Here is a 25,808-nt window from a genome sequence, read left to right as displayed (position 1 = left end):
TTACGTGTTGAGGTACTGGAACAGCGACAGGCGTTGCACCATCGAGTACGACTTGAGCGCCGCATCGTAGCCGGTTTGCTGGTTCTGGAACTTCGAGATTGCCTCGGTCATGTCCAAATCCTCCGCAAGACTGCGCTGTTCCTGATTGGCCAGCTTCTGGTCGGCCAGCCGGCCGGTCTCGCTGTCGATGCGCACCAGCATTTCGCCGGCCACCGCGCGGGCGCCCTGCAGCAGCGCCATCGACTGGTCGATGTCGCGCAGCGCGTTGGTCGTTCCCTGGGCGATCTGCGCGGTGCTGCGGCCGGTGGTCGACAACTCGCCGATCGCCCGGTCCATCGCGTCGAACACCGACAGCGACGAGGCCGAAGGCTGCACCGTGAAGCTGTCGCCGCTGGCCGGCGAGCCGCTGATGCGGAAGGTCATGCCGTCGACCGCGATGTCCTGGCCCGAGGTGTAGGGCGCCGCGGTGACCGCGGTCGGCAGCCCGTCCTGCAGCACCGCATAGGTGGTCACGCCGGCAGCGACGCTGAACTGCAGCGTGTAGGTCGAGCCGGTCAGCGCGGACGGGTCGCTGACCTGGCCGTTGTCGATCCACGCGCCGGTGACACCGGCGGCGGCGCTGGTCTGGAACACGCCATTGCCGGTGCGTGCGGTCATGAAGATACCGTCGCCGTCCACCGTCAGCGGCAGGTCGGTGCCCATCTCGGTGCGGCGCTCGCCGCTGATGCCCTGGTACTGCACGCCGCCAGCGGCATCGACGAAGGGCTGCGTGCTCGCGCCCTGCCCACCGAACAGGTAGGTGCCGGCACCGTCGGTGCGGTTGGCCACAGACAGCAGCTGCTGGCGGATCGCGGAGAGCTTCTCCGCCAGGCCCCTGCGCTCCTGGTCGCTGTAGGAGGCATTGCCGGAGGCGACCATCGCCTCGCGCGCCTGCTGCAGCAGTTCGACCGCGTCGCCCATCGCCGTCTCCGACAGCGACATCGCGGTGCGGCTGGCGTCGACGGCGCGCTGGCTGGTGCCGGCGCGCATCTCGCCGGCCAGCGCGCGTTCGGCGCGCGCGGCGGCGGCCGGGTCGTCGCTCGCCTTGTCGACGCGCTTGCCGGAGGTCAGCCGCTCCTGGCTCTCGGCCAGCTGGACCTGCCGCTTCTGCAGCGTCTCGATCCCCGCCTCGGTGGCACGCAGGGTGCTGATGCGAATGCTCATGGATCTCCTCCCGATCAGCCGGCGGTCTGCAGCAGCGTGTCGAACAGCGACTGCGCCACCTGCAGCATCTTGGCCGCGGCCTGGTAACTCTGCTGGAACTGGATCAGCCGGGCGGCCTCCTCGTCGAGGTTGACGCCGACCTTGGAAGTCAGCGCCGCATCGGCGTCGTCGGCGATCGAGGCCGATTGCTGTGCCGAGAGCTTGGCGCTCTGCACGCGCACGCCCACTTCGGCAAGCATGTTCGCGTAGGCGTCGGTCACGCTGCTGCCGGGCACCACGGTGCCGCTGGTCAGCGTGCGCTGGCCGACCAGGCCGGCATCACGCAGCGCCATCATCGCGCGCGCATTGCCGTTGTCGGCCGCCGGGAACGGCGTATTGCCCAGCGTGATGGTGTCGCCGTTGCGCGGCACGCCGTTCAGGTCGAGCGCCCAGTCGTAGCGCTGCGCCGGCGTGGCCGGCGTCCAGGCATCGCTGCGGATCGGCTGCCCGGCCGTCCAGGTGCCGGTGCCGCTGCGCACCAGCGCATTGCTGGCGTCGCGCAGCTCCCAGGTGTAGGCGCCGCTGTCGTTGGTGAAGGCGATGGTGGCGGTCAGCGGCGCGGCGGCGGCGTTGACCGCGGTGGCGCTGAGCGCGGACACCGAGGCCGTGCCGGTGTTGTCGACATCGAAGGTCGCCGTCACCGGCGAGGCGGCGGCGATGCCGCGGGGGTTCTCCAGCGCCAGCGCCGCAGTGCCCGCTGCAGCCGCCACCGGCCGCAGCAGGAAGCGGTCGTTGTCGGCCGGTGCCGGCGCCGCGATGTTGATCTGGAAGCCGTCGATGATGGCGCCGTTGGCGACGGTCTGGCTGCTGCCGTCCGACAAGCGCGTCAGCGTGTAGCTGCCGGCGGGCAGGGCCGGGTCGCGCCACAGCTCGTAGTCGCTCGCCTGCAGCTCCATCGAATCGGTGACAGCGAGGCTGACCGTCGAGCTGCCGGTGTTGCTCGAGGCCGGCAGCACCAGCGGGCCGCCGACGGTCAGCAGCGGTGCGCCGGTGGTCGGCGGCTCGCTGCCGTCCAGGCCCAGCGCCTGCTGCTGGTTGACGCTGCCGGCCACCGCCGCGGCGATCTGGCCGAGCTGGTTGCGCGCCGACACCAGGTCGCTGTTCTGGAAACGCAGCAGGCCCGACAGCGAGCCGCCGGTGACCAGTTCCTGCGGCATCTCGCGCAGCGAGCCGGCGTCATTGACGCCGAGCTGCAGCCGCGACGGATCGAACACGTCGGCCATCGCCACCAGCTGCGTGGTCTGGCTGCCCAGCACCAGCTTCTGGCCGCCGCCGATGAACACGCTCATGCTGCCGTCGCCGGCCTCCACGGTGCTCACCTGAAGGTACTGGCTCATCTCGCTGATCACCAGGTCGCGCTGGTCGAGCAGGTCGTTGGGCGACTGGCCCGAGCCCTTCACCGCCGCGATCTTCTGGTTCAGTTCGGCCACCCGGCCGGCCAGCATGTTGACCTGCGTGATGCTGGCGCGCAGTTCCTCGGTGACACCCTGCTGCAGCGTGTCGAGCTGCTCGCCGGCCACCTTCAGCCGCGTCGCGAACTCGCCTGCGCGCGCCAGCACGACCTGGCGCGAGGAGGTGTCGGCCGGCTTGTTGGCCACGTCGACGAAGGCGTTGAAGAGCTGCGAGGCGGCGTAGCCGATGCCGTCTTCGCCGAGCGCGAAGACCTTCTCGAGCTGCTGCATCTGGTTGCTGCGCGTCTCGTCGGCCGCGGCGATGGCGCGTGTGGTCGCCGCCTCGCGGGTCAGGAACTCGCTGTGCTCGCGCTTCACCGAAGCGACGTTGACGCCCTTGCCGAAGAAGCCGGCGCCGGTGAACTGGCCGCCGTTGGTCTCCAGCACCACGCTCTGCCGCGAATAGCCGGGCGTGTTGACGTTGGAGATGTTGTGGCCGGTGGCCTGCAAGGCCGCGTAGTTCGCGGTCATCGCGCGCATGCCCAGCGACATCAGTGCGGAAGCGCCCATGACTCGGTGTCCTTCAGCTCATCGCACGCTGCAGGCGCAGCGTGGTGTTGATCGTGCGGGCCAGCTTGTCGGCATAGGCCGGGTCGGTGGCGTAGCCGGCGTTCTGCAGCCCCTGCGCAAAGCCCTGTGCGCTGGTGGCGTTGGCGAGAACACCGGTGTAGCGCGGGCTGGTCTTCATCAGCCGCGCATAGTCGGCGAAGGAGTCGGCGGCGCTCGGATAGGCACGGAACTTCGCCGTCACCTTGCGCGGCTGGCCGTCGACGTATTCGGTGGTGGTCACCTCGGCCACCGCCCCCTTCCACGACGGGCCGGCCTTGATGCCGAACAGGTTGTTCGACGAGGAGCCGTCGGCGTTGCGGATCTCGCGCTTGCCCCAGCCCGACTCGTGCGCCGCCTGCGCGACCATGAAGGCCGCGGGGATGCCGGTCTGCGCCTCGGCGGCACGTGCGGCGTCGCTGTGCTTCTGCACGAAGTCGGCCTGTGAGGCCGAGGTCTTCGCCGGCGGCGTGGCCGTCGTGCCGGTGGGCGTCGGGATGGCCGGCTGCGCGCCGCTCATCTGCCGCTCGAGCTGCCGCGCGATCACCTCCGACAGGCCGCCGGGCAGGCCGGTCATCTTGGTGGCGAACTGCGTGTCGAGCATCTCGGTGCCCATCTGCGTGCCCGAGTTGTCGAGCATGCCGCTGCTCATCGTGGCCTCGCGCATGCTCTTCATGATCTGCTGCATGAAGAGCGCCTCGAACTGCTTCGCGGCCTCCTTGATGGCGGCCTTCGGGTCCTTCGAGGCGCTGGCGCGCAGCGCGTCGATCGAGCGCGTGTCCGCGGCGAGGGGTGACGAGCCGTTGATGGCCATCAGATCACCTCGAGTTCCGCATTGAGCGCGCCCGCCGCCTTGATCGCCTGCAGGATCGCCAGCAGGTCCTGCGGCGTCGCACCCAGCGAATTCAGCGCCTTGACCACGTCGACGAGCTGCGTGCCCGCCGGCATCTGGATCAGCGAGCCGGGCTGCTGGTTGATGGTGATGTCGGCCTTCTCGCGCGCCACCGTCTGGCCGCCCGACAGCGGGCCGGGCTGGCTGACCACCGGCGTGCTGCTGATCGTCACCGACAGGCTGCCGTGCGCCACCGCGCAGGCCGACAGCGTCACCGCCTGGTTGACGACGATCGAGCCGGTGCGGGCGTTGACGACCACGCGGGCGGCCGGCGCAGCGCGCTCGACGGCCAGGTTCTCGATGTCGGCCATGAAGGCGACCCGCGCATCGGGCGAGGCCGGCATGCGCACGCGGATCACGCGGCCGTCCATGGCCTGCGCGATGCCCTCGCCCATCTTCGTGTTGATCGCCTTGACGACCTCGCGCGCGGTGCCGTAGTCGTTCGCGTTGAGGTCGAGCTGCAGGTACTCGCCCTGGTTCAGCGGCGTCGGCACGGCACGTTCGACCGTCGCGCCTTCCGGCACGCGGCCGGCGCTGAGGTGGTTGATCTGCACCTTCGAGCCGGCCGCCGAGGCGCCGGCGCCGCCGACGATCAGGTTGCCCTGTGCCAGCGCGTAGATCTGCCCGTCGGCGCCCTTCAGCGGCGTGGCGATCAGCGTGCCGCCGCGCAGGCTCTTGGCGTTGCCCAGCGACGAAACGTTGACGTCCAGTGTCTGCCCCGGCTGCGCGAACGGTGGCAGCTGCGCGGTGACCAGCACCGCGGCGACGTTCTTCAGCTGCATGCTCGCGCCGGCGGGCACGGTCACACCCATCTGCTGCAGCATCGCGGCGATGCTCTGCGCGGTGAAGGGGGTGGAGGTGGTCTGGTCGCCGGTGCCGTCGAGCCCGACGACGAGGCCGTAGCCGACCAGCGGGTTGCTGCGCACGCCCTGCACCGAGGCGAGTTCCTTGATGCGCGCGGCGTTGGCGGTGGCAGGCCACCACAGCGCGGCGCTGGCCATCAGCGCGGCCGCCGCGATCAGCGCGCGGATCAGGCGCTCGACGTGGTCGGTGCGGTCTGCGCGGTCGGAGGTGGAGTCATGGTCCATGACCCCATTCTTCGCCGCCTTAAATCGGCAGAACGTTCAAAAAGAAGCGGGCCAGCCAGCCAATTCCGTTCGCCTCGGCCTGGGCACCGCGGCCGCGGTGCTCGATGCGCACGTTGGCGATCTGCGCGCTGGGCACGCTGTTGCCCGGCTGGATGGCGCGCGGGTCGACCTGGCCGGAGAAGCGCAGCACGTCGACGTTGTGGTTGACGCCGATCTGCTTCTCGCCGGCCACCAGCAGGTGGCCGTTGGGCAGCACGCCGGTGACCGTCGCGGTGATGGTGCCGGAGAAGTCGTTGCTGTTCTCGGTGCTGCCCTTGCCGGCGTAGGTGTTGCTCGAGTTTCCGGCGGCGCTGGCGCGGCCGAAGGAGTTCGGCGCGATGCCCGGCAGCGCGGTGATGCCGGCACTGACCGTGCCGCTCTTGTCGATGCTGCTGGTGCTCTTCTGGCTGGCCGAGACCTTCTCGACGATCTGCACCGTCAGCGTGTCGCCGACCAGCCGCGCGCGGTGATCCTCGAACAGCGGCCGGTACTGCGCGGCCTGGAACAGCGAGCCGTTGTTGACCACCGGTGCCGGCTGCGCCGCCGGCAGCGCCGAGGTCGGCTCGGCGACGTCGACCTTGGGCGGCGCGTTGAGCACCTGGCAGCCGGCCAGCAGCAGGACGGCTGCCGCGGTGACAGCGGTTCGGATCATTGCGTCCATCAGAGTTGTCCGAGCTTTTGCAGCATCTGGTCCGAAGTCTGGATCGCCTTCGAGTTGAGTTCGTAGGCGCGCTGCGTCTGGATCATGCCGATCAGTTCCTCGACGACGTTGACGTTGCTGGTCTCGACGAAACCCTGGCGCAGCGAACCGAGCGCGTTGGTGCCCGGCGCGCCGGTGTTGGGCGCACCCGAGGCGGCGGTCTCGGCGTACAGGTTCTGCCCCTTGGGCTCCAGGCCGGCCGGGTTGACGAAGCTGGCGAGCTGGATCTGCCCGACCGACTGCGGCTGCGCGTTGCCGGGCAGCACGACGCTGACCGTGCCGTCGTTGCCGATCGTCACGCTCTGCGCGGTGGCGGGAATCGTGATGCCGGGGTTCAGCGGGTAGCCGTTGTTGGTGACCAGCTGGCCCTGCGCGCTGACCTGGAAGGAACCGTCGCGGGTGTAGCCGACGGTGCCGTCGGGCATCTGGATCTCGAAGAAGCCGTTGCCCTGCACCGCCAGGTCCAGCGGGTTGCTGCTCTGCTGCAGGTTGCCCTGCGTGAAGCTGCGCACGTTGGCGACGGCGCGTGTGCCCAGGCCGACCTGCAGCCCGGTGGGCAGCGTGGTCTGCTCGGAGCTGTTCGCGCCGGCCTGGCGGATGTTCTGGTACATCAGGTCCTCGAACACCACGTGCGACTTCTTGAAGCCGTTGGTCGAGGCGTTGGCGAGGTTGTGCGAGATGGCGTCCAGCTGGGTCTGCTGGGCTTCCATGCCGGTCTTCGAGGTCCACAGCGATCGCATCATGATCGGCTTCCTTTCAGGATGGGGTTGTCGCTCACGACATCGACAGCAGCTGCGCCGCCACCTTCTCGTTGCCTTCCGCGGTCTGCAGCGCCTTCATCTGTGCCTCGAACTGGCGCGCGGCGGCGATCATCGCCACCATGGTCTCGACCGGGCTGACGTTGCTGCCCTCGAGCGCGCCGTCCTGCAGTCGGGCGGTGGCGTCGGCCGGCAGGTCGCCGTCGGCGGCGCGGAACAGGCCGTCCTCGCTGCGGATCAGCGGCTCTTCCGGCGTGACCAGCTTGAGCCGGCCGACCGCCGTGTTGCGGCCATTGGCGCCGCGTGCGCTGACGGTGCCGTCGCCGGCGATGCTGACCTCGCTGTTGGCCGGCACCTGGATCGGCCCGCCGTCGCCCATCACGGTCAGGCCGCCGTGGGTCATCAGCGTGCCGTCGGCGGAGACTTCGAGCGAACCGGCACGGGTGTAGGCCTCGGTGCCGTCCAGCCCCTGCACGGCGAGCCAGGCGTTGCCGCGCATCGCGACGTCCAGCGGCCGTCCGGTGTTGGTGATCACGCCCGGGCTGCTGTCGTGGCCGGGCGTCGACTCGAGCGCATAGACGCGCGTGCTGGCACCGCTGCCTTGCACCGGCACGGCGCGGAAGGCGTGCAGCTCGGCGCGGAAGCCGACGGTGGAGGCGTTCGCGAGGTTGTTCGCGAGCACGTCCTGGCGCTGCATGGTCGCCTTCGCGCCCGACATGCTCAGATAGATCATTCGATCCATGGCGTTCCTTCAGCTCGGGTCGGTGCCGCTCAGTGTGATCAGCGGAGATTGACCAGCGTCTGCAGCACCTGGTCCTGCGTCTTGATGGTCTGCGCGTTGGCCTGGTAGACACGCTGCGCGGTCATCATGTTGACCAGCTCGCCGGTCAGGTCGACGTTGGATTCCTCCAGCGAACCCGACTGGATGCCGCCGAGGTTGCCGTCGCCCGGCACGCCGAGCACCGGGTCGCCCGAGGCGTAGCTGCGCTGCCAGCCGTTGCCGCCCATCGGCAGCAGGCCCTGGTTGTTGCGGAAGGTGGCGATCTCCACCTGGCCGGCCGGCTTGGACTGGCCGTTCGAATAGCGCGCGGTGACGATGCCGTTGGCCTCGAACTGGATGCCCACCAGCTGGCCCGGCGCGTAGCCGTTCTGGCTGATGTCGGTGACGGCGAAGTTGGAGCCGTACTGCGTCGCGCCCGACAGGTCGAGCGCCACGTTCGGGATCGCCAGCGTCTGCGCCCCGTTGGCGTTGGTCGAGGCCGGGATGTTCAGCGCCACCGTGCCCACCGGCGCCGTCGGCGTGCCGCCGTTGGACGGGAAGCTGATCGTCGTCGAGGCGACCGGGTCGCCCGCGCCGTCGACGCTGATCGGCGCGCCGTTGGCGGTCACGTAGACGTTCCAGGTGTCGGTCGAGGCCTTCTGGAAGTAGTAGGTCAGCGCGACGTCCTGGCCCTTGTCGTCGTACACCGTCACCGAGGTGGCGTTGTTGTAGGTGCGCGGGTCGCTGAAGACGATGTCTGCTCCGGCGGTCGGCAGCGTGGTGGCGGCGCGCGCGTCGAGGTTCATCTCCAGCGTCATCGTCGTGGTGGCGGCCGGGTCGATGCCGGCGGTGGGCATGCGCAGCGGGCCGGCCGTGCCCGGCTGGATGACGCCGTTGCCGTCGGCCGGGTAGCCCATCAGCTTGTCGCCCTGGTTGTTGACGACGAAGCCCTCGCGGTCGACCTTGAACTGGCCGTTGCGCGTGTAGGTGATCGGGCTGCGGCCGTCGGTCACCTGGAAGAAACCGGCGCCGTTGAGCGACAGGTCCATCGGGTTCTCGGTGGTGACGATGTTGCCCTGCGTGAACTGCTGGGCCACCGCCGCGAGGTTGACGCCGATGCCGATGTTGTTGGTGCCGGTGCCGCTCATCGAGGTGGCGTACATGTCGGAGAACTCGGCACGCGCCGACTTGAAGCCGTAGGTGTTGGCGTTGGCGACGTTGTTGCCGATCACCTCCAGGTTCTTGCTGGTGGCGTTGAGTCCGGAGAGGCCTTGCTGGAAGCTCATGGGTGTCCTCGCTGAGGGTGATCAGTTGAATGCCTTGACGTCGGCGTAGCCGACGCTGCCCGCCCGCGCGAGCTCGAGGTTGAAGCCGGTGCCGCTGGTGCTGACCGCATCGACCGTGTCGCGCATCAGCGTGGTCGCGCTGGTGGTGGTGCCGCCGAGCGTGGAGGTGACGCGGAAGCGCAGGCCGCTGTCGTTGGTGGCGGTGCCGGCGTTCCAGTCGAAGCTGTGCATGCCGGCGCTCTGCGCGCCGAGCTGCATCGTCTCCACCACCTGGCCGCTGGCGGAGAGGATCTCGACCTTCACCGCATCGGCGGCGGAGGTCAGCTCGAAGCCGCCCTGGCCGACGCCGTCGGCGATGTCCATCAGGTTGCCCGGCACGATGACGTCGCGGCCGACCAGGCTGGCGCCTTGCAGCGCCTGCATCTGCACGAACTGGCTGTTCAGGCCCTGCACCGTGGTATTGAGCTTCTCGATGCCGGTCACCGTGTTGATCTGCGCCATCTGGCTGGTGACCTGCGCGTTGTCCATCGGGTTGAGCGGGTCCTGGTTCTGCATCTGCGCGACCAGCAGCTTGAGGAAGCGGTCGGCGGCGCCGGCGTTGTTGCCGGACTGCGCGGCCAGGTCGGTGGCGCTGGTGTTGCTGACGGAGGAGACGGCCATGGGGTGCTTTCAGTCCTTGCGGGTCACTGACCCATCTGCAGCGTCTTCAGCAGCAGGCTCTTCGCGGTGTTCATCACCTCGACGTTGTTCTGGTACGAACGCGAGGCGGAGATCATGTTGACCATCTCCTCCACCGGGTTGACGTTGCTGTAGGTGACGTAGCCCTCGGCGTCGGCGCCCGGGTGCTTGGGGTCGTGCACACGGCGGCCTTGCGTCTGGTCTTCCTGGATGGTGCTGACGCGCACGCCGGCCGCGCCGACCTGACCCATCAGCTCGGTCTGGAACACCACCTGACGCGCCTTGTAGGCCTGGCCGTCGGGGCCGGCCACGGTGTCGGCATTGGCGAGGTTGCTCGCCACCACGTTCAGGCGCTGGCTCTGCGCGCTGGCCGCGCTGCCCGAGACGTTGAAGATGTTGAACATCGACATGAAGCGACTCCTTACTGGCCCTTGATGGCGTCGAGCATCGTGCGCACGTTGCCGTTGATGAAGCGCAGCGTGGCTTCGTACTTCACGCTGTTGTCGGCGAAGGCGGCGCGCTCGCGGTCCATGTCGACGCTGTTGCGGTCGAGGTTGGTCTGGCTGGCGCTCGAATAGAGCAGGTTGGGTTCGGCGCGCGCGCCGGTGGCCGCGGCGATGTGGCCGGCGGCCGGCGCGGCCAGCGTCGAGGCGACGTTGGACTGGCCTGTCGCCTGGCGCAGCGCGGCGGCGAAATCCATGTCGCGGGCGATGTAGCCCGGCGTGTCGGCGTTGGCGATGTTGCTGGCGAGCAGGCGCTGCCGCTCCGAGCGCAGCGTGAGCGCCTGGCCGTGGAAGTCCAGCGATGCGGTGAGGCGGTTCAGCATGGTCGCGCTCGTCCTGTGTCAGTGGCGCCGTCCGGAAACCGGGTAAGGCGATGTGACAGGATTCTGTTCAGCGCCCCGCCGGACATAAGCGGGATAAGCAAGGTCTTCCGGCGCCATTTCGCGCCCTTGCGCTGGTGCCCGCCGTCCTACAGTGATCACATGCACTCATGGGCTTTCACCTGGCATGTCTGGCTGCGGATCACCGCGCTGGCGGCGCTGTTCGCGCTGCTGCCGGCGCCTGCCCAGGCCCAGGAGAACCTTCTGCAGCAGCAGGCCAGACAGTTTGCGAACACCGCGCTGCGAGCCGGGCAGGGCCGCCGCGTCGAGATCGAGGTCGGCGCGCTCGACCCGCGGCTGCGCCTGGCCCCCTGCGATCAGATCGAGCCCTACCTGCCTGCCAACGCACGCCTGTGGGGGCGCAGCCGCATCGGCATTCGCTGCCTGAAGGGCCCCACACGCTGGAACGTCTACCTGCCGGTCACCGTGAGGGTGTTCGCGCCGGCCCTGGTGGCCACGCGTGCGCTGTCGGCCGGCACCACACTGGTCGAAGGCGACCTGGCTCAAGCCGAGGTCGATCTGGCCGAAGACACATCGAATGCGCTGTTCCAGCCGGCTCTGGCGATCGGCCGCACGATCGATCGACCGCTGCCGGCCGGGCGCAGCCTGCGCCAGTCGCACCTGAAACCGCGCCAGTGGTTCGCCGCTGGCGAGGTGGTTCAGGTGGTGGCGCAAGGCCCGGGCTTCCGCGTCTCCGGCGAAGGCCAGGCGCTGACGCCGGGCACCGAGGGCCTGCCGGTGCGCATTCGTACCGAAAGTGGGCGCATCCTCACGGCGCAAGCCGTCGGCGAGCGCCGCGTGGAGGTGAATCCGTGACACGCTTCACCCCCACGAACGAGGGAGATCCGCGAAAAGAGCCTAAAGTCACGCACGGCGGCTCCGATAACCCGGACATCAAGGTCGGGGAACGCTCCGGCTCCTCCTTCAGGAGAACACCATGAAGATCGGCAATCCTGCAGAAAAACGCAACGTCGTCCCGGCCGACAAGACCGGTGCGCCGGCCAAGGCCACGGCCGAGGCAGCCAAGCAGGCCGCTGGTGCTGCCGGAGCGGCTGCTGCCGACCCGAGCGCGAAGGTCGAACTGTCCAGCGCAGCCAGCACGCTGGCCGCCGGCAGCACGGCGGACTTCGACGCCGCCAAGGTCGAGCGCATCTCGCAAGCCATCGCCGACGGCAGCTACAAGGTCAACGCCGAGCTGATCGCCGACAAGCTGATCGCCAACGCCCAGGAACTGCTGGGCAAGGCGCAGCGCTGAATGCCCGAATGAGCACGCCGCTGCCCGCCGCCGTCACCGATCCGCGCCTCGACGCGGCGCTGGTGGCCGTCGATGACCGACTCGCTGCGCTTGGCGAAGCCCTGCGCGAGCGCGATGCCGTCGGCATCGAGCAGCAGGCCGACGAACTGCACCGCACGCTGACCGCCGCGGTCGACCTGTTCGCCCGCGCCGCGAAGAGCGGCCCGATCTCTCCCGCGCTGCGCCAGCGCCTGGCCCGCACCAGCGGCCTGGTGGCCGCGCAACGCGAGTCGCTGTCGCGCGCCACTGCCGCGCTCGACCGCGCCATGGACGTGCTGATGCCGCGCGACGCGGCGGCCGTCTACTCGCCGCAAGGCAGCGCCGACCGCGGCCTGCCCGGCGGCGTCATCCAGGCCTGATTCCTCCCCCTGTCGGTTCGTTGCGCGCCTTGCCGGCGCCGCCCGCGCTCGCTATGCTGTATGGATGTACAGCTTCGGCGACAGCTCGGTCACGCGGCGCCTGATCGCGCACCTCGACATGGACGCTTTCTACGCGTCGGTCGAACTGCTGCGCTACCCGGAACTGCGCGGCCTGCCGGTGGTGATCGGCGGCGGCCGCCGCCACCAGCCCGAAACCCTGCCCGACGGCACGCGCCGCTTCTTCCGGCTGCGCGACTACACCGGCCGCGGCGTCATCACCACCAGCACCTACGAGGCACGAGCGCTCGGCGTCTTCTCGGCCATGGGCACGATGAAGGCGGCGCAGCTCGCGCCCGACGCCATCCTGCTGCCGGTCGACTTCGACGAGTACCGCCGCTACTCCCGCCTGTTCAAGGCGGCGGTGCGCGAGATCGCGCCGCTCGTCGAAGACCGCGGCATCGACGAGATCTACATCGACCTGACGGAACTGCCCGGCGCGCTGGCGGACGGCGGCCGCGCCATCGGCCAGCGCCTGAAGGACGCGGTGCGCGAGGCCACCGGCCTGAGCTGCTCCGTCGGCATCACGCCGAACAAGCTGTTGTCCAAGCTGTGCTCCGAGCTCGACAAGCCCGACGGCCTGACCCTGCTCGACTTCGAGGACATCCCGGCGCGCATCTGGCCGCTGGCCGCGCGCAAGGTCAACGGAATCGGGCCGAAGGCGAGCGAGCGGCTCGCCGCGCTCGGCCTGCACACGGTGGGCGACATCGCCGCCGCCGAGCCGGCCTTCCTGGTCCAGCACTTCGGTGCCAACTACGGGCGCTGGCTGCACGAGATCTCGCATGGGCGCGACGAGCGCGAAGTGGTCACCCACAGCGAACCGGTGTCGATCAGCCGCGAGACCACCTTCGAGCGCGACCTGCATGCGGTGCGCGATCGCAACACGCTGTCGGGCATCTTCACCGAGCTGTGCATCGAACTCGCCGGCGACCTGGCGCGCAAGGGCTACGCGAGCAAGACCATCGGCATCAAGCTGCGCTTCGACGACTTCAAGTCGGTGACGCGCGACCTGACGCTGCCGGCGCACACGATGGACGCACGCGCCATCCGCCGCGCGGCGGGCGAGTGCCTGAAGCGTGTCGACCTGTCGCGGCGGCTGCGCCTGCTCGGCGTGCGCGCCGGTGCGCTGGCCAGGCTGAGCGACCTGGTCGCGCCGCTGCCACCGGCGCCCGAGCCGTCGCCGCCCCGCGCGGCCGAGCCCGAGGGCCGTTACGGCCTGCCGCTGTTCGACCTGCATCCAGCCGATTGAGCGTTGCGCCGGCCCGCCGCGTGACTTCGTGCCACGCTCGCCTGCGCCACTGGGCACGAGATCGGCGCCAAGCTTCGGCTGGCCCGCCTGATGGACGACGTCATGACCCGGCTGCGCACCGACGAACGCATGTGCCCCCTTTTCGAGGACGCCAACCAGGATGCCGTGAAGAAGCAGCTCGTGCTGCAGTTCTGCGCGGTCCCGGGCGGCCCCTGCCGCCGCGACGGCCCGGGCATGAAGGAGGCGCACGACGGCATGGACATCACCCGCGGCGACTTCAACGCGCTGGTCGAGGCGCTGCAGGACGCGATGGCTGCGCAGGGCATCCCGTTCCGCGCTCAGAATCGCCTGCTCGCGCAGCCCGCGCCGGTGCACCGCGACATCGCCAACACGCCTTGAGGAACACACCCATGAAGCGACCCCTGATTGCCACTGCACTGGCCGGCGCCGCCCTGCTCGCCCAGGCCGGCGCGCTGCAGATCACGGTGACCGACAAGGACGGCAAGCCCGCGCCCGACGTGGTGGTGCTGGTCGACATGCCGATCCGCCCGGTCGTCACGAACGCGCCGGTGACCGCGACCATCGTCCAGCAAGGTCTGAAGTTCCAGCCCTTCCTCACCGTGGTGACCATGGGCAGCACACTGCGCTTCGTCAACCGCGACGGCTACGACCATCACGTGCGCTCGCAGCCGACCGGGCCGCTGGGTGCGGTGCCACCGGTGCAGAACTTCGAGCTGCGCCTGGACGCTGCCGAGGGGGCTGCCAGCAGCGACGACGACTATCAGAACCCGAATGCCGTGCGCCGCAAGAAGAGCGGCATGACCCAGATCGACGTGAAGATGGAGAAGAGCGGGCCGATCGGCTTGGGCTGCCACCTGCATTCGTCGATGCGCGGGCAGGTCTACGTCAGCCCGACGCCGTGGTTCGCCAAGACCGACGCCAGCGGCGTGGCGCGCATCGAGAACGTGCCCGAGGGGCCGGTCGACCTCACGCTGTGGCACCCCGACCAGCTGCAGGACCAGGCAGCGATCCGTGCCCAGATCGAGTCGGCGCCGCTGGCACTCGCCGGCCAGCTCAACTTCGTTCCGCGCCGCCGCCGGAACTGAACTCCGCCAATGAAGCCGCCGGCCTTGGCGACAATCGCGCCATGGCCGCTTCCCCGGACGTCCGCTTCCCCTCCATCGAAGGCCTGCGTGCCTTCGAGGCCGCCGCGCGGCTGGGCAGCTTCGAGCGTGCGGCCGACGAGCTGAACGTCACCGCCAGCGCGGTGGGCAAGCGCATCGCCGCGCTGGAAGACCTGCTCGGCACGCCGCTGTTCACCCGCGGCGCGAAGGCACTGGCGCTCACCGCCACCGGAAAGGAGTACCTCGCGCAGGTCGGGGCGGCGCTCGGGCTGCTCGCCGCCGTGCCGCTGCACCGGCGCACCGCGCAGCGCATCGAGCGGCTGCGCATCAGCGCGCCGCCGACCTTCGCACGGCAGATCCTGGTGCCGGCGCTGGAGCGCTTCACCGCGGCGCACCCCGAGGTCGAGCTCGAGGTGGTGCTGTCGATTCCCTACCTCGACGCGGCGGCGACCGAGGCCGACGTGGAAGTGCGCCACGGCGACCCGGCCGCGCATGGCGGCGAGCCCTTGCTGGACGAGCGCGTCGTGCCGGTGGCCGCACCGGCGCTGCTGCAGCGCCTGCCGCCGCTGCGTGAGCCGCGCGACCTGCAGCAGGCGCCGCTGCTGCGCACGCCGCTCGAGCCCTGGGCGCCGTGGTTCGCCGCTGCGGGGCTGGACTGGGGCGAACCGGCACAGGGCATGAAGCTGGTCGACCTCGGCCTGACACTGGAAGCCGCCGTCAGCGGCCAGGGCATCGCGCTGGCGCGGCCCAGCCTGGCGCGGCACTGGCTCGCCAGCGGCGCGCTGCGGCCGCTGTTCGGCATCGGTGCGGCGCCGGCCTGGCGCTACTACCTGCTGCCGCACGCCGCGCAGGGGCCGGCGGCCGACTTTGCGGCCTGGCTGCGCGCCGAATGCGAGGAGGCCGCGCGCGCTGCGGCAGCGCTGGTTTCGGGACGCGCCTGAAAATCTTTCCGGCTTCGCCTCGACGCTCGCCGCTAGCATCGCCGTCAACCAGAACAGGAGACAGGCGATGACCGTCATCACCAACATCGAGGACCTGCGCGTGCTCGCCGAGAAGCGTGTGCCGCGCATGTTCTACGACTACGCCGACTCGGGCTCGTGGACCGAAGGCACCTACCGCGCCAACGAGAGCGACTTCCAGGGCATCAAGCTGCGCCAGCGCGTCGCGGTCAACATGGAGAACCGCTCCACCGCGACGACCATGGTCGGCCAGGCCGCGAAGATGCCGGTGGCGATCGCGCCGGTCGGCCTGACCGGCATGCAGCATGCCGACGGCGAGATTCACGCGGCGCGTGCCGCCGAGAAGTTCGGCATCCCGTTCACGCTGTCGACGATGAGCATCTGCTCGATCGAGGACATCGCCGAGCACACCAGCGCGCCGTTCTGGTTCCAGCTCTACATGATGCGCGACCGCGACGCGATGGCGCGCATGATCGAACGCACCAAGGCCGCCAAGTGCAGCGCACTGGTGCTGACGCTGGACCTGCAGGTGATCGGGCAGCGCCACAAGGACCTGAAGAACGGCCTGACCGCACCGCCGCGGCCGACGCTGCGCAACATCGTCAACCTGATGACCAAGCCGCGCTGGTGCCTGGGCATGGCCGGCACGAGGCGGCACACCTTCCGCAACCTCGTCGGCCACGTCAAGGGCGTCAGCGACATGAGTTCGCTGGCCGCCTGGACGAACGAACAGTTCGACCCGCGCCTGTCCTGGGCCGACGTCGAATGGGTCAAGAAGCAATGGGGCGGCAAGCTGATCCTCAAGGGCATCATGGAGGTCGAGGACGCGCGCCTCGCGGTCGATGCGGGCGCCGATGCGATCGTCGTCAGCAACCACGGCGGCCGCCAGCTCGACGGCGCGCCGAGCAGCATCCGCGCGCTGCCGGCGATCGTCGAGGCGGTCGGTAACAAGACCGAGGTCTGGATGGACGGCGGCATCCGCAGCGGCCAGGACGTGCTCAAGGCATGGGCGCTGGGCGCGCGCGGCACGATGATCGGCCGGGCGATGGTCTACGGCCTGGGCGCGATGGGCGAGGCCGGCGTCACCAAGGCGCTGCAGATCATCCACAAGGAGCTCGACGTGAGCATGGCCTTCTGCGGCCACACGCAACTGACCAACGTCGACCGCTCGATCCTGGTGCCCGGCACGTACTGACGAAGGTCAAGAGCGGAGGGCGGGTTTCCGGCAGGCCGCGGGGCTTCCCGGCGGCTGACGCGAAACTTACACTGAGCGCATCCACTGCCGGAAGGGGATGCGCCGTGACCCTAGACCAGTTCCAGGACTTGCGCGACTGGCACCTGCGCCACCAGCACGACCATCCGCTGGAAGGCCAGGTGTGGACGGCGATCCTGACGCTGTGGATGGTCGGCTGGGTCGGCACGCCGACCGCCTGGCTGCTGCAGTGGGACGTGGCCGCCCTGTTCGCCGCCCTGCTGGTCTTCGCGCCTGGCCGCTACGTGGCCTGGCGAGAACGCCTGCACCGCAGCGGCCGGCTGCGCTGCGACTGGGTGCTGCTGCTGCGCTGAGACGCCGCGGCGCCGAGGCGTCAGTTCAGAGTTGGCGCGCCTCGAAGGTATTGCACTGCTGCACGCTGCCGGACTGCATGCCGGTCTTGAACCAGCGCACGCGCTGCGCGCTGCTTCCATGCGTGAAGCTCTCCGGCCGCACCGTGCCGCTGGACTGGCGCTGCAGCGCGTCGTCGCCGATGCGGCTGGCGGCGTTCAGCGCCTCTTCCAGGTCGCCCTGCTCGAGGATCTGCCGCGTCTTCTGCGCGTGATGCGCCCATACGCCGGCAAAGCAGTCAGCCTGCAGTTCCAGCCGCACGCTCATCGCGTTGGCCTGGACCTCGCTGCTGCGACCGCGCATGGATTCGACCTTGCCGGTGATGCCCATCAGGTTCTGCACATGGTGGCCGACCTCATGGGCGATCACGTAGGCCTGGGCGAAGTCGCCCGGCGCGCCGAGCTGGGTGCGCATGGTCTCGTAGAAGCTCAGGTCGATGTAGACCTTCTCGTCGCCCGGGCAGTAGAACGGCCCCATCGCGGCCTGGCCCGTGCCGCAGGCGGTGGCCTCGGCGCCGCGGAACAGGCGCAGCTTGGGTTCGCGGTAGGTGCCGCCCATCTGCTGGAACTGGGCGCGCCAGACGTCTTCGGTATCGGCCAGCACGACCGAGACGAAGCGTGCCATCGTGTCGTCCGCCGGCGGCCGGCCGGCCGGGGCCGACTGCACCGGCGCGCCACCGATGTCGCCACCGCTGAGGGCGCCGAGGATGGTCAGCGGGTTGATGCCGAAGATCCAGCCGGCAACCAGCGCGACGGCGATCGTGCCCAGGCCGATGCCGCGCCCGCCGCCCAGCCGCACGCCGCCGGGCAGTCGGCCGCCGCCACTGCTGCGCCCGTCCTCGACGTTCTCGCTCTCGCGGTTGCCTTCCCATTTCATCGCCGTCTCCTGGTCAGGTCCGCATGTCGAGGGGCTTCAGGTCTTGGGCAGCGTCACGCCACGCTGGCCCTGGTACTTGCCGCCCCGGTCCTTGTAGCTGGTTTCGCAGACCTCGTCGCTCTCGAAGAACAGCACCTGGGCGCAGCCTTCACCCGCGTAGATCTTCGCCGGCAGCGGCGTGGTGTTGCTGAACTCCAGCGTCACGAAGCCTTCCCACTCGGGCTCGAAGGGCGTGACGTTGACGATGATGCCGCAGCGCGCATAGGTGCTCTTGCCCAGGCAGATGGTCAGCACGCTGCGCGGGATGCGGAAGTACTCCACCGTGCGCGCCAGTGCGAAGCTGTTCGGCGGGATGATGCAGACGTCGGCCTCGATGTCGACGAAGCTCTTCTCGTCGAAGTTCTTCGGGTCGACCACCGTCGAGTGGATGTTGGTGAAGACCTTGAACTCGGGCGCGCAGCGGATGTCATAGCCGTAGCTGCTGGTGCCGTAGCTGACGATCTTGTGGCCATCGGGCGCATGACGCACCTGCCCCGGCTCGAACGGCTCGATCATGCCGTGCTGCTCGGCCATGCGCCGGATCCACTTGTCGCTCTTGATGCTCATGTGCGCATTTCCGGGTGGTATGCGTGCATTTTAGGGACCACGCGGCGCACACCCGGGCGAAGCTGTGCCACAGTTGCGGCTGAAAGTGATTGTTTTGCGGAGAGACCCATGCGCGGCGCGACCGAACTCCTGAGCCAGTATGCGATGTACCACCGCGACCGGCGCAACATCGCCAGCCACTTCGTCGGCGTGCCGATGATCGTCTTCGCGGTCGGCGTGCTGCTCGCCAAGCCGGCGTTCATGCTCGCCGGCGTGGCCCTCACACCGGCCTGGATCGTCTTCGCGGCCGTCGCCATCTGGTACCTGACCCGCGGCAACCTGCAACTCGGCCTGGCGGTCACCGCGGCCGTCGGCGTGCTGATCGCTCTGGCCCATCGCGTCGGCGACAGCGGCACCGGCGCCTGGCTGGCCTGGGGCATCGGCTTCTTCGTGGTCGGCTGGGCGATCCAGTTCGTCGGCCACTGGTACGAGGGCCGCAAGCCGGCCTTCGTCGACGACCTGATCGGCCTGCTGGTCGGCCCGATGTTCGTCACCGCCGAGGCGCTGTTCTCGCTCGGCTGGGGCAAGGAACTGCTCGCGGAAATCGAGCGGCGCGCCGGCCCGACCATGATGCGCGACCTGGCGCGTATCGCCTGATCAAGCCGCTGCCGCGGGACGCGGCGGTTCCGGCTGGGCGTCGAAGCGGTCGAAGCCCGAATAGCAGATGAAGTGCCGGTTGGTCGCTCGGCCGAACAGGCACAGGCCGAGCTGATTCGCGAGCTCGTGGCCCATCTGCGTGATGCCGCTGCGCGAGACGATGATCGGCACGCCCATCTGTGCCGACTTGATGACCATCTCGCTGGTCAGCCGCCCCGTCGTGTAGAAGACCTTGTCGCCGCCGTCCACGCCGTTCAGCCACATCCAGCCGGCAATGGTGTCGATCGCGTTGTGGCGGCCCACGTCCTCGACGAACATCAGCAGTTCGTCCTGGCGGAACAGCGCGCAGCCGTGCACCGAGCCGGCCGACTTGTAGGTGCTCTCCTGGCGCCGCACCGCATCGAGCAGGCCGTAGAGCATGGACTGGCTGAGTCGTGCCTGTGCCGGCGGGGGCAGCACGATCCGGTCGAGGTCGCCCATCAGGTCGCCGAACACGGTGCCCTGGCCGCAGCCGGTGGTCACCACGCGCTTGGCCGTCTTCTCCTCGAAACGCTCGATGCCACCGCGTGTGGCCACCGCCGCCGCCTGCACCTCCCAGTCGACGGTGACCGACTCGATGTGCTCGACGCCTTCGACCAGGCGCTGGTTGCGCAGGTAGCCGAGCACCAGCAGTTCGGGTGCAGCGCCCAGCGTCATCAGCGTGACCAGTTCGCGCTTGTCGACGAAGACGGTGAGCGCCCGCTCCGCGGGAATGGCAATGTCGCGGGTGACGCCGAACTCGTCGCGCACCGCGATGGTCTGCATCAGCGGCGCGCTGGCCTGGGTGAGACGAACGGTCATGGCGGAACTCTACGGGAACGAGGCAGGCCAGGCATTCGGCGCCAAACGAAAGGGCCGCTGATCCAGCGGCCCTCGAGTTCGGCGCTTCGACGCCGGATCAGCTCTTCTTGGCCGGTGCGGCGGACGCCGCGCCCGGCGGCACGAACGGCCCCTGGTCGGCACAGGCAGCGGTTTCGGTCGGCTTGTTGACGGTCTTGCCCGCCTTGCCAGCCTCGGCCTGGTAGCGCGCCGCCACCTTCTCCATCGAGCGGCACAGCTGGAAGCTCGCCACCCTGTTGCCGTGCGCCGTCTTGGCGGCTGCCTCGGCCGCCTTGGCCTTGGCTTCGTCGGAGGGCGGCGGCAGCTTGGCCACGGCGGCTGCGGTGAGGGTCATGCTGGCGAGGGCGATCAGGAGTTGGCGCATGGTCGTTCGGCGTCGTGTGGGTTCAGGACTGGGCGGCGGGCACACCGCCACCGGCCGGGGTGCTGCGCTGGGCCGGGATCTTGCCGGCGCGGATGTCGTCGTGCCAGAGCTCGTGGTGCTCCTTGGCCCAGGCCTCGTCGACATAGCCAGTGCGCATCGCCTGGAAGGCGCCCTGCATGCCGATCGTGCCCATGTAGATGTGGCCGAGGAACATGGCCATCATGATCACGGCGGCCACCGCATGGATCATGTGCGCCACTTGCATGTCGCCGCGCGAGTAGCCCAGGCCCGGAATCAGCTTGTCGAGCACCAGCCCGGAGCCGACCACCACCAGGCCGAACAGGAACACGCCGGCCCAGAACAGCACTTTCTCGCCGCCGTTGAAGCGGTGCGACGGGATCTCGTGGTCGCCGAGCAGCCCGCCTCCCTTGAGCACCCACTTGATGTCGGAGCCGTTGGGAATGTTGTCGCGCACGAAGGTGATGATCACCACCAGCAGCGACACCGCGAACAGCGGCCCGGCGAAGTTGTGCGCCGTCTTCAGCGCGTAGGTCAGCCAGCCGAACAGCGTGCTGCCGATCACCGGCAGCAGGAAGTACTTGCCGAAGGCCATCACGATGCCGGAAACGGCCAGCACGACGAAGGCGATCGCGTTGGCCCAGTGCGCACTGCGCTCGAAGGGCGTGAAGCGTTCGACCTTGCGGCCGGTGTCGGGCTCGTGGCCGCCGAGCATGCCCTTGCGCCAGTAGAACAGCGCGATGGCGCCGGTGACGATCAGCAGCAACGAGCCGCCGTAGGGAACGATCCAGCGGTTGCGCACCTGCCGCCAGGCTTCGCCGGCGTTGGTGAACTGCGAGCCAGGGTACTGCACGAACGGCTGGATCAGCACGCCCTTCTCGGCGCCGGGCAGCGAGGTGTAGCCGGCGGTGTTGCCGGAGTCGCGCACGGCGCGCCAGAACGGCGCGTTGTTGCCGGGCTGGGACTTGCTGCGTTCGGCGTTGGATTCGTCGGCGCGCGGCAGCGCCGCGGCATCGGCCGCCGGCGCCTTGGGAGTGGCATCAGCCTGGGCGAAGACCAGCCCCGACCAACCCAGCGTCGCCGCCAGGAGCAATGTGCGCATCAAGCGGTGCATGGTTTCTCCTCGCTTCGCAAGCTCACTTCTGCGCCGGGGCGCGCGAGTACTCGTTCTGGCCCTGGGCGCGCGCCTTCATCTGGGCCTCCCAGCTCGCCTGGTCGCCGGCTTTCCAGTCGCCGGTGACAAAGCTGTTCTGCGCCGCTTCCCAGGGCTTGCTGTCGGACTTCTTGGCGGTCGCGGTCTGCGGCTTCTCGCCGCAAGCCGCCAGGCCGGCTGCCAGCGCGAGGACGATCAGGGTCCGTTGCATCATGACTTGGTGGTCTCCGCCTTCGGTTGTGCGGCACCGCCCGATGCGGGCTTGCCGTAGGCCGTTCCCCAGCCCCAGACTTCGGAGCCCTTGCCGCGCGTCAGCACGCGGGTGCGGAAGATGTCCGCCACCACGTCGCCGTCGCCGCCGAGCAGCGCCTTGGTCGAGCACATCTCGGCGCAGGCCGGCAGCTTGCCTTCGGCGAGGCGGTTGCGGCCGTACTTGTCGTTCTCCGCTTCGGAGCCGTTGGCTTCGGGGCCGCCGGCGCAGAAGGTGCACTTGTCCATCTTGCCGCGCAGGCCGAAGGTGCCGTTGGTCGGGAACTGCGGCGCGCCGAACGGGCAGGCGTAGGAACAGTAGCCGCAGCCGATGCAGGTGTCCTTGTCGTGCAGCACCACCCCCTCGTCGGTGCGGTAGAAGCAGTCGACCGGGCAGACCGCCATGCAGGGCGCGTCGGAACAGTGCATGCAGGCCACCGAGATGCTGCGCTCGCCGGGCACGCCGTCGTTGAGCGTGACCACCCGGCGGCGGTTCACGCCCCAGGGCACGTCGTGCTCGGCCTTGCAGGCGGTGACGCAGCCGTTGCACTCGATGCAGCGCTCGGCATCGCAGATGAACTTCATTCTTGCCATGTCGTGTTCTCCTTCGTCGCTCAGGCTGCGCGCTCGATCTGGCAGAGCGTCGTCTTGGTTTCCTGCATCATCGTCACGCTGTCGTAGCCGTAGGTCGTCGCGGTGTTGACCGATTCGCCACGCACCACCGGCGCCGCGCCGGTCGGGTAGTACGGCCCGAGGTCGACGCCACCCCAGCGGCCGGCGAAGTGGAACGGCAGGAACACCGTCTCCTCGTTGACGCGCTCGGTGACCAGCGCCTTCACGCGCAGGCCCTTGAACTCGGGCACGGCGGCCATCGGCGGCGTCTTCACCCAGACGAACTCGCCGTTGCGGATGCCGCGGTCATTGGCGACCTTCGGGTTGATCTCGACGAACATCTCCTGCTGCAGCTCGGCCAGCCACGGGTTGGAGCGCGTCTCGTCGCCGCCGCCTTCGTACTCGACGAGGCGGCCGCTGGTCATGATCAGCGGGAAGGTCTTGCCGATGTCCTTGTTCTTCTCCTGCACGGTCTTGAACAGCGTCGGCAGGCGCCAGAAGGCCTTCTTGTCGTCGTGCGTCGGGTACTTGGCGATCAGGTCCGGGCGGTTGCTGTACAGCGGCTCGCGGTGCTGCGGCACCGGGTCCGGGAAGTTCCACACGAGGGCCCGCGCCTTGGCGTTGCCGAACGGGTGGCAGCCGTGCACCTGCATCGCCACGCGGATGATGCCGCCCGACGGATCGGTCTTCCAGTTCTTGCCCTCGGCAGCCTTCTTCTCGGCATCGGTGAGGTCGTCCCACCAGCCGAGCTTCTTCAGCAGCAGATGGTCGAACTCGGGGTAGCCGGTGGTCAGGTCGGCGCCCTTGCTGTGCGAGCCGTCACCGGCCAGCAGCGAGACACCCTCGCGCTCGACGCCGAAGTTCGCACGGAAGTTGCCGCCGCCCTCCATCACAGACTTGGAGGTGTCGTACAGGTTCGGCGAGCCCGGATGCTTGAGCGCCGGCGTGCCGTAGCAAGGCCAGGGCAGGCCGAAGTAGTCGCCGTCCAGGTTGTAGCCGGTCTCCTTGTCGATACCGCCCCTGGCGCGCAGCGTCTTCACGTCGAAGACGTTCATGTTGCGCATGTGCGCCTTCAGGCGCTCCGGGCTCTGGCCGGTGTAGCCGATGGTCCAGACGCTGGCGTTGATCTCGCGAAGGATGGACTCGACCTCGGGCTCGTCCATGCCGCCCTTGCCCTTGACCATCTTGTAGTTCTTCACCAGTTCGTTGGCGAAGCCCAGCTTCTGCGCCAGCTGGTACATGATCATGTGGTCGGTGCGGCTCTCCCACAGCGGCTCGATAACCTGCTCGCGCCACTGGATCGATCGGTTGGAGGCGGTGCACGAGCCGCTGGTCTCGAACTGCGTCGTCGCCGGCAGCAGGTAGACGGCGCGGTTCGGGTTCTGGTCCTCGGGCTTGCCGGGCATCGCCGCCAGGGCGGCGGTGGCACTCGGGAAGGGATCGACCACGACCATCAGGTCGAGCTTGTCCATCGCCTTCTTCATCTCCAGACCGCGGGTCTGCGAGTTCGGCGCATGGCCCCAGAAGAACAGGCCGCGCAGGTTGCTGTCCTGGTCGATCAGTTCGTTCTTCTCGAGCACGCCGTCGATCCAGCGTGACACCGTCATGCCCGGCTTGGTCATCATGCCCGGCGCGTACTGCTTCTTCATCCACTCGAAATCCACCTTCCAGGTGTTCGCGAAGTGCTTGAAGGAGCCTTCGGCCAGGCCGTAGTAGCCGGGCAGCGAATCCGGGTTCGGGCCGACGTCGGTGGCGCCCTGCACGTTGTCATGGCCGCGGAAGATGTTCGCGCCACCGCCGCTGGTGCCGATGTTGCCCAGTGCCAGCTGAAGGATGCACGAGGCGCGCACCATCGCGTTGCCGATGGTGTGCTGGGTCTGGCCCATGCACCACACGATGGTGCTCGGGCGGTTCTCGGCCATCGTCCGGGCGACCTGCAGGCAGGTGGCCTCGTCGACACCGCAGGCCTCCTGGACCTTGTCCGGCGTCCACTTGGCGAGCACGTCCTCGCGGACCTTCTCCATGCCGTAGACACGGTCCTCGATGTACTTCTTGTCTTCCCAGCCGTTCTTGAAGACGTGGTACAGCACGCCGAACAGGAACGGGATGTCGGTGCCCGAACGCAGCCGCACGTACTGGTCGGCCTTGGCCGCCGTGCGCGTGAAGCGCGGATCGACGACGATCATCTTGCAGCCGTTCTCCTTCGCGTGCAGCACGTGCAGCATCGACACCGGGTGCGCCTCGGCGGCGTTCGAGCCGATGTACAGCGCCGCCTTGGCGTTCTGCATGTCGTTGTAGGAGTTGGTCATCGCGCCGTAGCCCCAGGTGTTCGCGACGCCCGCGACAGTGGTGCTGTGGCAGATGCGCGCCTGGTGGTCGCAGTTGTTGCTGCCCCACAGGCTCATCCACTTGCGCAGCAGATAGCTCTGCTCGTTGTTGTGCTTGGAGGAGCCGACGACGAAGATCGAATCCGGCCCGCTCTGCTTGCGCAGCTCGAGCATCTTGGCGCTGATCTCGTCGAGCGCCTGGTCCCAGCTGATGCGCTCGTACTTGCCGTTGACGAGCTTCATCGGGTACTTGAGCCGGAACTCGCCGTGGCCGTGCTCGCGCACCGCTGCGCCCTTGGCGCAGTGCGCGCCGAGGTTGATCGGCGAGTCGAACACCGGCTCCTGGCGCACCCAGACGCCGTTCTCGACCACCGCGTCGATCGCGCAGCCCACCGAGCAGTGGCCGCACACGGTGCGCTTGACGACGACCTTCTGGTCACCCGAGGCGGCCTTGGCCGGGTCGGCGGCCTGCGCCTTCTTCACCAGCGTGAGCTGGGACACCGCGATGCCGGCACCGACGCCGAGGCCTGAGCGGCGCAGGAAGGAGCGGCGATCCATCGTCGGGATCGCGCGCGACACCCCGCGGGCGAGGCTGGACACCAGCGACGAGGCCGAACCCGCAGTGGACGACGACTTGCGCGTGAGCAGCATGGGAACTCCTTGGACGTGCAGCGGCAGGCGCTCGCGGCCCGCCGGGAAAGTGGGTGGGCTCAGACCCGCGTGGTCTGGTAGTAGCGCAGCACGTGCTGCGTGACCTGGTAGCCGCCCTTGGCGGTGTCGGCTTCGGGCTTCGTTTCGGCCACGGGGGCTTCGACGGTCGCCTTCGGCAGCAGGGCCGCGGCAGCGGCGAGGGCGCCGGCAGTGCCGGCACCGGCAAAGACGGTGCGGCGGGAGAGCTTCGAAGTGGGCTTGTCCATGGCGGGCTCCTGTGCGCGATCCAACATAGGCTCTTGTGCAAGAGTTTGCATATCTTAGCCATGCAATCCGCCGCTCCGGCCCGCGGCGAACCCTCGCAAACACCCCATCGCAACCGCGACAAGATGTCGCTCCGGCCTTTGCCGACCCAGTGCGACAACTTGTCGCGCGCGACTCAGGATGCCTGCGGGTAAACACGGGGCCA

The 25,808-nt window shown here is 69.0% G+C and carries 30 protein-coding genes; 10 read left to right on the top strand and 20 right to left on the bottom strand.

The genetic code is table 11. From position 1 onward, the window contains the following. The 11 genes from flgL to flgB are packed head-to-tail and all read right to left on the bottom strand — an operon-like array spanning position 1 to position 10,266. Positions 1-1,203, bottom strand: a complete 1,203-nt coding sequence (flgL, locus tag AAG801_RS01990; protein WP_341886930.1) for a flagellar hook-associated protein FlgL — start codon at positions 1,201-1,203, stop codon at positions 1-3. Positions 1,204-1,217: 14 nt separating this feature from the next. Further along, on the bottom strand, positions 1,218-3,203 hold the full coding sequence (flgK, locus tag AAG801_RS01985) for a flagellar hook-associated protein FlgK (protein WP_341886929.1): 1,986 nt from the start codon (positions 3,201-3,203) through the stop codon (positions 1,218-1,220). Between the two features lie 13 nt (positions 3,204-3,216). Further along, positions 3,217-4,053, bottom strand: coding sequence for a flagellar assembly peptidoglycan hydrolase FlgJ (flgJ, locus tag AAG801_RS01980; protein ID WP_341886928.1), 837 nt, complete (start codon positions 4,051-4,053; stop codon positions 3,217-3,219). Further along, positions 4,053-5,219 (bottom strand): flagellar basal body P-ring protein FlgI, encoded by a 1,167-nt coding sequence (locus AAG801_RS01975; RefSeq protein ID WP_341886927.1) that lies wholly within the window; start codon positions 5,217-5,219, stop codon positions 4,053-4,055. The genes flgJ and AAG801_RS01975 overlap by 1 nt, the downstream gene beginning before the upstream one ends. 19 nt (positions 5,220-5,238) lie before the next feature. Further along, positions 5,239-5,919: a flagellar basal body L-ring protein FlgH gene (locus AAG801_RS01970; RefSeq protein ID WP_341886926.1), complete on the bottom strand. Its 681-nt coding sequence runs from the start codon at positions 5,917-5,919 to the stop codon at positions 5,239-5,241. Next, entirely contained in the window at positions 5,919-6,701 is a 783-nt protein-coding gene (gene flgG, locus AAG801_RS01965) for a flagellar basal-body rod protein FlgG (RefSeq protein ID WP_341886925.1), read from the bottom strand. The genes AAG801_RS01970 and flgG overlap by 1 nt, the downstream gene beginning before the upstream one ends. A gap of 31 nt (positions 6,702-6,732) precedes the next feature. Next, on the bottom strand, positions 6,733-7,458 hold the full coding sequence (gene flgF, locus AAG801_RS01960) for a flagellar basal-body rod protein FlgF (RefSeq protein WP_341886924.1): 726 nt from the start codon (positions 7,456-7,458) through the stop codon (positions 6,733-6,735). Between the two features lie 38 nt (positions 7,459-7,496). Further along, a complete protein-coding gene (flgE, locus tag AAG801_RS01955) occupies positions 7,497-8,762 on the bottom strand; it encodes a flagellar hook protein FlgE (RefSeq protein WP_341886923.1) in 1,266 nt (421 codons plus the stop codon). A gap of 21 nt (positions 8,763-8,783) precedes the next feature. Next, positions 8,784-9,422 carry a flagellar hook assembly protein FlgD gene (locus AAG801_RS01950; protein WP_341886922.1) on the bottom strand — a complete coding sequence of 213 codons (639 nt, stop codon included), beginning with the start codon at positions 9,420-9,422 and terminating at the stop codon, positions 8,784-8,786. A gap of 23 nt (positions 9,423-9,445) precedes the next feature. Then, on the bottom strand, positions 9,446-9,850 hold the full coding sequence (gene flgC / locus AAG801_RS01945; protein WP_341886921.1) for a flagellar basal body rod protein FlgC: 405 nt from the start codon (positions 9,848-9,850) through the stop codon (positions 9,446-9,448). Between the two features lie 11 nt (positions 9,851-9,861). Continuing rightward, positions 9,862-10,266 (bottom strand): flagellar basal body rod protein FlgB, encoded by a 405-nt coding sequence (gene flgB, locus AAG801_RS01940; RefSeq protein WP_341886920.1) that lies wholly within the window; start codon positions 10,264-10,266, stop codon positions 9,862-9,864. Between the two features lie 159 nt (positions 10,267-10,425). On the opposite strand from flgB, the gene flgA reads away from it, so the two are divergent. The 9 genes from flgA (at position 10,426) to AAG801_RS01895 (ending at position 16,931) form a co-directional block, all read left to right on the top strand. Then, complete coding sequence (gene flgA, locus AAG801_RS01935) at positions 10,426-11,139, top strand: flagellar basal body P-ring formation chaperone FlgA (protein WP_341886919.1); 714 nt, start codon at positions 10,426-10,428, stop codon at positions 11,137-11,139. A 121-nt stretch (positions 11,140-11,260) separates the two neighbouring features. Then, the gene (flgM, locus tag AAG801_RS01930; RefSeq protein WP_341886918.1) at positions 11,261-11,578 is read left to right on the top strand and encodes a flagellar biosynthesis anti-sigma factor FlgM; all 318 of its coding nucleotides are present in this window, start codon (positions 11,261-11,263) and stop codon (positions 11,576-11,578) included. Positions 11,579-11,586: 8 nt separating this feature from the next. Beyond that, on the top strand, positions 11,587-11,976 hold the full coding sequence (locus AAG801_RS01925; RefSeq protein WP_341886917.1) for a hypothetical protein: 390 nt from the start codon (positions 11,587-11,589) through the stop codon (positions 11,974-11,976). A 64-nt stretch (positions 11,977-12,040) separates the two neighbouring features. Beyond that, positions 12,041-13,282 (top strand): DNA polymerase IV, encoded by a 1,242-nt coding sequence (gene dinB, locus AAG801_RS01920; protein ID WP_341886916.1) that lies wholly within the window; start codon positions 12,041-12,043, stop codon positions 13,280-13,282. A gap of 60 nt (positions 13,283-13,342) precedes the next feature. Further along, on the top strand, positions 13,343-13,681 hold the full coding sequence (locus tag AAG801_RS01915; RefSeq protein WP_341886964.1) for a group 1 truncated hemoglobin: 339 nt from the start codon (positions 13,343-13,345) through the stop codon (positions 13,679-13,681). Between the two features lie 11 nt (positions 13,682-13,692). Next, on the top strand, positions 13,693-14,388 hold the full coding sequence (locus AAG801_RS01910; RefSeq protein ID WP_341886915.1) for a plastocyanin: 696 nt from the start codon (positions 13,693-13,695) through the stop codon (positions 14,386-14,388). 41 nt (positions 14,389-14,429) lie between these two features. Beyond that, positions 14,430-15,347 carry a LysR substrate-binding domain-containing protein gene (locus tag AAG801_RS01905; RefSeq protein WP_341886914.1) on the top strand — a complete coding sequence of 306 codons (918 nt, stop codon included), beginning with the start codon at positions 14,430-14,432 and terminating at the stop codon, positions 15,345-15,347. 67 nt (positions 15,348-15,414) lie between these two features. Then, positions 15,415-16,560 carry an alpha-hydroxy acid oxidase gene (locus tag AAG801_RS01900; RefSeq protein ID WP_341886913.1) on the top strand — a complete coding sequence of 382 codons (1,146 nt, stop codon included), beginning with the start codon at positions 15,415-15,417 and terminating at the stop codon, positions 16,558-16,560. Positions 16,561-16,664: 104 nt separating this feature from the next. Further along, on the top strand, positions 16,665-16,931 hold the full coding sequence (locus AAG801_RS01895) for a hypothetical protein (protein ID WP_341886912.1): 267 nt from the start codon (positions 16,665-16,667) through the stop codon (positions 16,929-16,931). 25 nt (positions 16,932-16,956) lie between these two features. On the opposite strand, the gene AAG801_RS01890 is transcribed toward AAG801_RS01895, so the two are convergent. Together AAG801_RS01890 and dcd are read right to left on the bottom strand one after the other, a co-directional pair. Beyond that, positions 16,957-17,844, bottom strand: coding sequence for a neutral zinc metallopeptidase (locus AAG801_RS01890; RefSeq protein ID WP_341886911.1), 888 nt, complete (start codon positions 17,842-17,844; stop codon positions 16,957-16,959). A 36-nt stretch (positions 17,845-17,880) separates the two neighbouring features. After that, positions 17,881-18,450, bottom strand: coding sequence for a dCTP deaminase (gene dcd / locus AAG801_RS01885; protein WP_341886910.1), 570 nt, complete (start codon positions 18,448-18,450; stop codon positions 17,881-17,883). Positions 18,451-18,558: 108 nt separating this feature from the next. Here dcd and AAG801_RS01880 point away from each other — a divergent pair, with 108 nt between their 5' ends. Next, a complete protein-coding gene (locus AAG801_RS01880) occupies positions 18,559-19,086 on the top strand; it encodes an Mpo1-like protein (RefSeq protein WP_341886909.1) in 528 nt (175 codons plus the stop codon). Here AAG801_RS01880 and AAG801_RS01875 read toward each other — a convergent pair whose 3' ends face one another. From AAG801_RS01875 to AAG801_RS01845, 7 genes are all read right to left on the bottom strand, one after another. After that, positions 19,087-19,926 (bottom strand): formate dehydrogenase accessory sulfurtransferase FdhD, encoded by an 840-nt coding sequence (locus AAG801_RS01875; protein ID WP_341886908.1) that lies wholly within the window; start codon positions 19,924-19,926, stop codon positions 19,087-19,089. 97 nt (positions 19,927-20,023) lie between these two features. Further along, complete coding sequence (locus AAG801_RS01870) at positions 20,024-20,329, bottom strand: hypothetical protein (protein WP_341886907.1); 306 nt, start codon at positions 20,327-20,329, stop codon at positions 20,024-20,026. Between the two features lie 22 nt (positions 20,330-20,351). After that, the gene (locus AAG801_RS01865; protein WP_341886906.1) at positions 20,352-21,461 is read right to left on the bottom strand and encodes a formate dehydrogenase subunit gamma; all 1,110 of its coding nucleotides are present in this window, start codon (positions 21,459-21,461) and stop codon (positions 20,352-20,354) included. A 22-nt stretch (positions 21,462-21,483) separates the two neighbouring features. After that, a complete protein-coding gene (locus tag AAG801_RS01860; protein WP_341886905.1) occupies positions 21,484-21,714 on the bottom strand; it encodes a hypothetical protein in 231 nt (76 codons plus the stop codon). Then, positions 21,711-22,343 carry a formate dehydrogenase FDH3 subunit beta gene (fdh3B, locus tag AAG801_RS01855; RefSeq protein ID WP_341886904.1) on the bottom strand — a complete coding sequence of 211 codons (633 nt, stop codon included), beginning with the start codon at positions 22,341-22,343 and terminating at the stop codon, positions 21,711-21,713. The genes AAG801_RS01860 and fdh3B overlap by 4 nt, the downstream gene beginning before the upstream one ends. Positions 22,344-22,363: 20 nt before the next feature. Then, complete coding sequence (locus tag AAG801_RS01850) at positions 22,364-25,339, bottom strand: formate dehydrogenase subunit alpha (protein ID WP_341886903.1); 2,976 nt, start codon at positions 25,337-25,339, stop codon at positions 22,364-22,366. Positions 25,340-25,398: 59 nt separating this feature from the next. After that, positions 25,399-25,605: a formate dehydrogenase gene (locus AAG801_RS01845; protein WP_341886902.1), complete on the bottom strand. Its 207-nt coding sequence runs from the start codon at positions 25,603-25,605 to the stop codon at positions 25,399-25,401. Positions 25,606-25,808: the final 203 nt, after the last annotated feature.

Source organism: Variovorax sp. YR752 (genome assembly GCF_943372545.1).
Note: the sequence above shows the minus strand (reverse complement) of the source record. Positions and strands in the feature narration are given on the sequence as shown.

Excerpts from the sequence above, each read along its gene's own strand:
- flgL (WP_341886930.1), bottom strand. The coding sequence starts at position 1,203 with ATGAGCATTCGCATCAGCACCCTGCGTGCCACCGAGGCGGGGATCGAG.
- flgK (WP_341886929.1), bottom strand. The coding sequence starts at position 3,203 with ATGGGCGCTTCCGCACTGATGTCGCTGGGCATGCGCGCGATGACCGCG.
- flgJ (WP_341886928.1), bottom strand. The coding sequence starts at position 4,053 with ATGGCCATCAACGGCTCGTCACCCCTCGCCGCGGACACGCGCTCGATC.
- AAG801_RS01975 (WP_341886927.1), bottom strand. The coding sequence starts at position 5,219 with ATGGACCATGACTCCACCTCCGACCGCGCAGACCGCACCGACCACGTC.
- AAG801_RS01970 (WP_341886926.1), bottom strand. The coding sequence starts at position 5,919 with ATGGACGCAATGATCCGAACCGCTGTCACCGCGGCAGCCGTCCTGCTG.
- flgG (WP_341886925.1), bottom strand. The coding sequence starts at position 6,701 with ATGATGCGATCGCTGTGGACCTCGAAGACCGGCATGGAAGCCCAGCAG.
- flgF (WP_341886924.1), bottom strand. The coding sequence starts at position 7,458 with ATGGATCGAATGATCTATCTGAGCATGTCGGGCGCGAAGGCGACCATG.
- flgE (WP_341886923.1), bottom strand. The coding sequence starts at position 8,762 with ATGAGCTTCCAGCAAGGCCTCTCCGGACTCAACGCCACCAGCAAGAAC.
- AAG801_RS01950 (WP_341886922.1), bottom strand. The coding sequence starts at position 9,422 with ATGGCCGTCTCCTCCGTCAGCAACACCAGCGCCACCGACCTGGCCGCG.
- flgC (WP_341886921.1), bottom strand. The coding sequence starts at position 9,850 with ATGTCGATGTTCAACATCTTCAACGTCTCGGGCAGCGCGGCCAGCGCG.
- flgB (WP_341886920.1), bottom strand. The coding sequence starts at position 10,266 with ATGCTGAACCGCCTCACCGCATCGCTGGACTTCCACGGCCAGGCGCTC.
- flgA (WP_341886919.1), top strand. The coding sequence starts at position 10,426 with ATGCACTCATGGGCTTTCACCTGGCATGTCTGGCTGCGGATCACCGCG.
- flgM (WP_341886918.1), top strand. The coding sequence starts at position 11,261 with ATGAAGATCGGCAATCCTGCAGAAAAACGCAACGTCGTCCCGGCCGAC.
- AAG801_RS01925 (WP_341886917.1), top strand. The coding sequence starts at position 11,587 with ATGAGCACGCCGCTGCCCGCCGCCGTCACCGATCCGCGCCTCGACGCG.
- dinB (WP_341886916.1), top strand. The coding sequence starts at position 12,041 with ATGTACAGCTTCGGCGACAGCTCGGTCACGCGGCGCCTGATCGCGCAC.
- AAG801_RS01910 (WP_341886915.1), top strand. The coding sequence starts at position 13,693 with ATGAAGCGACCCCTGATTGCCACTGCACTGGCCGGCGCCGCCCTGCTC.
- AAG801_RS01905 (WP_341886914.1), top strand. The coding sequence starts at position 14,430 with ATGGCCGCTTCCCCGGACGTCCGCTTCCCCTCCATCGAAGGCCTGCGT.
- AAG801_RS01900 (WP_341886913.1), top strand. The coding sequence starts at position 15,415 with ATGACCGTCATCACCAACATCGAGGACCTGCGCGTGCTCGCCGAGAAG.
- AAG801_RS01890 (WP_341886911.1), bottom strand. The coding sequence starts at position 17,844 with ATGAAATGGGAAGGCAACCGCGAGAGCGAGAACGTCGAGGACGGGCGC.
- dcd (WP_341886910.1), bottom strand. The coding sequence starts at position 18,450 with ATGAGCATCAAGAGCGACAAGTGGATCCGGCGCATGGCCGAGCAGCAC.
- AAG801_RS01880 (WP_341886909.1), top strand. The coding sequence starts at position 18,559 with ATGCGCGGCGCGACCGAACTCCTGAGCCAGTATGCGATGTACCACCGC.
- AAG801_RS01875 (WP_341886908.1), bottom strand. The coding sequence starts at position 19,926 with ATGACCGTTCGTCTCACCCAGGCCAGCGCGCCGCTGATGCAGACCATC.
- AAG801_RS01870 (WP_341886907.1), bottom strand. The coding sequence starts at position 20,329 with ATGCGCCAACTCCTGATCGCCCTCGCCAGCATGACCCTCACCGCAGCC.
- AAG801_RS01865 (WP_341886906.1), bottom strand. The coding sequence starts at position 21,461 with ATGCACCGCTTGATGCGCACATTGCTCCTGGCGGCGACGCTGGGTTGG.
- AAG801_RS01860 (WP_341886905.1), bottom strand. The coding sequence starts at position 21,714 with ATGATGCAACGGACCCTGATCGTCCTCGCGCTGGCAGCCGGCCTGGCG.
- fdh3B (WP_341886904.1), bottom strand. The coding sequence starts at position 22,343 with ATGGCAAGAATGAAGTTCATCTGCGATGCCGAGCGCTGCATCGAGTGC.
- AAG801_RS01850 (WP_341886903.1), bottom strand. The coding sequence starts at position 25,339 with ATGCTGCTCACGCGCAAGTCGTCGTCCACTGCGGGTTCGGCCTCGTCG.
- AAG801_RS01845 (WP_341886902.1), bottom strand. The coding sequence starts at position 25,605 with ATGGACAAGCCCACTTCGAAGCTCTCCCGCCGCACCGTCTTTGCCGGT.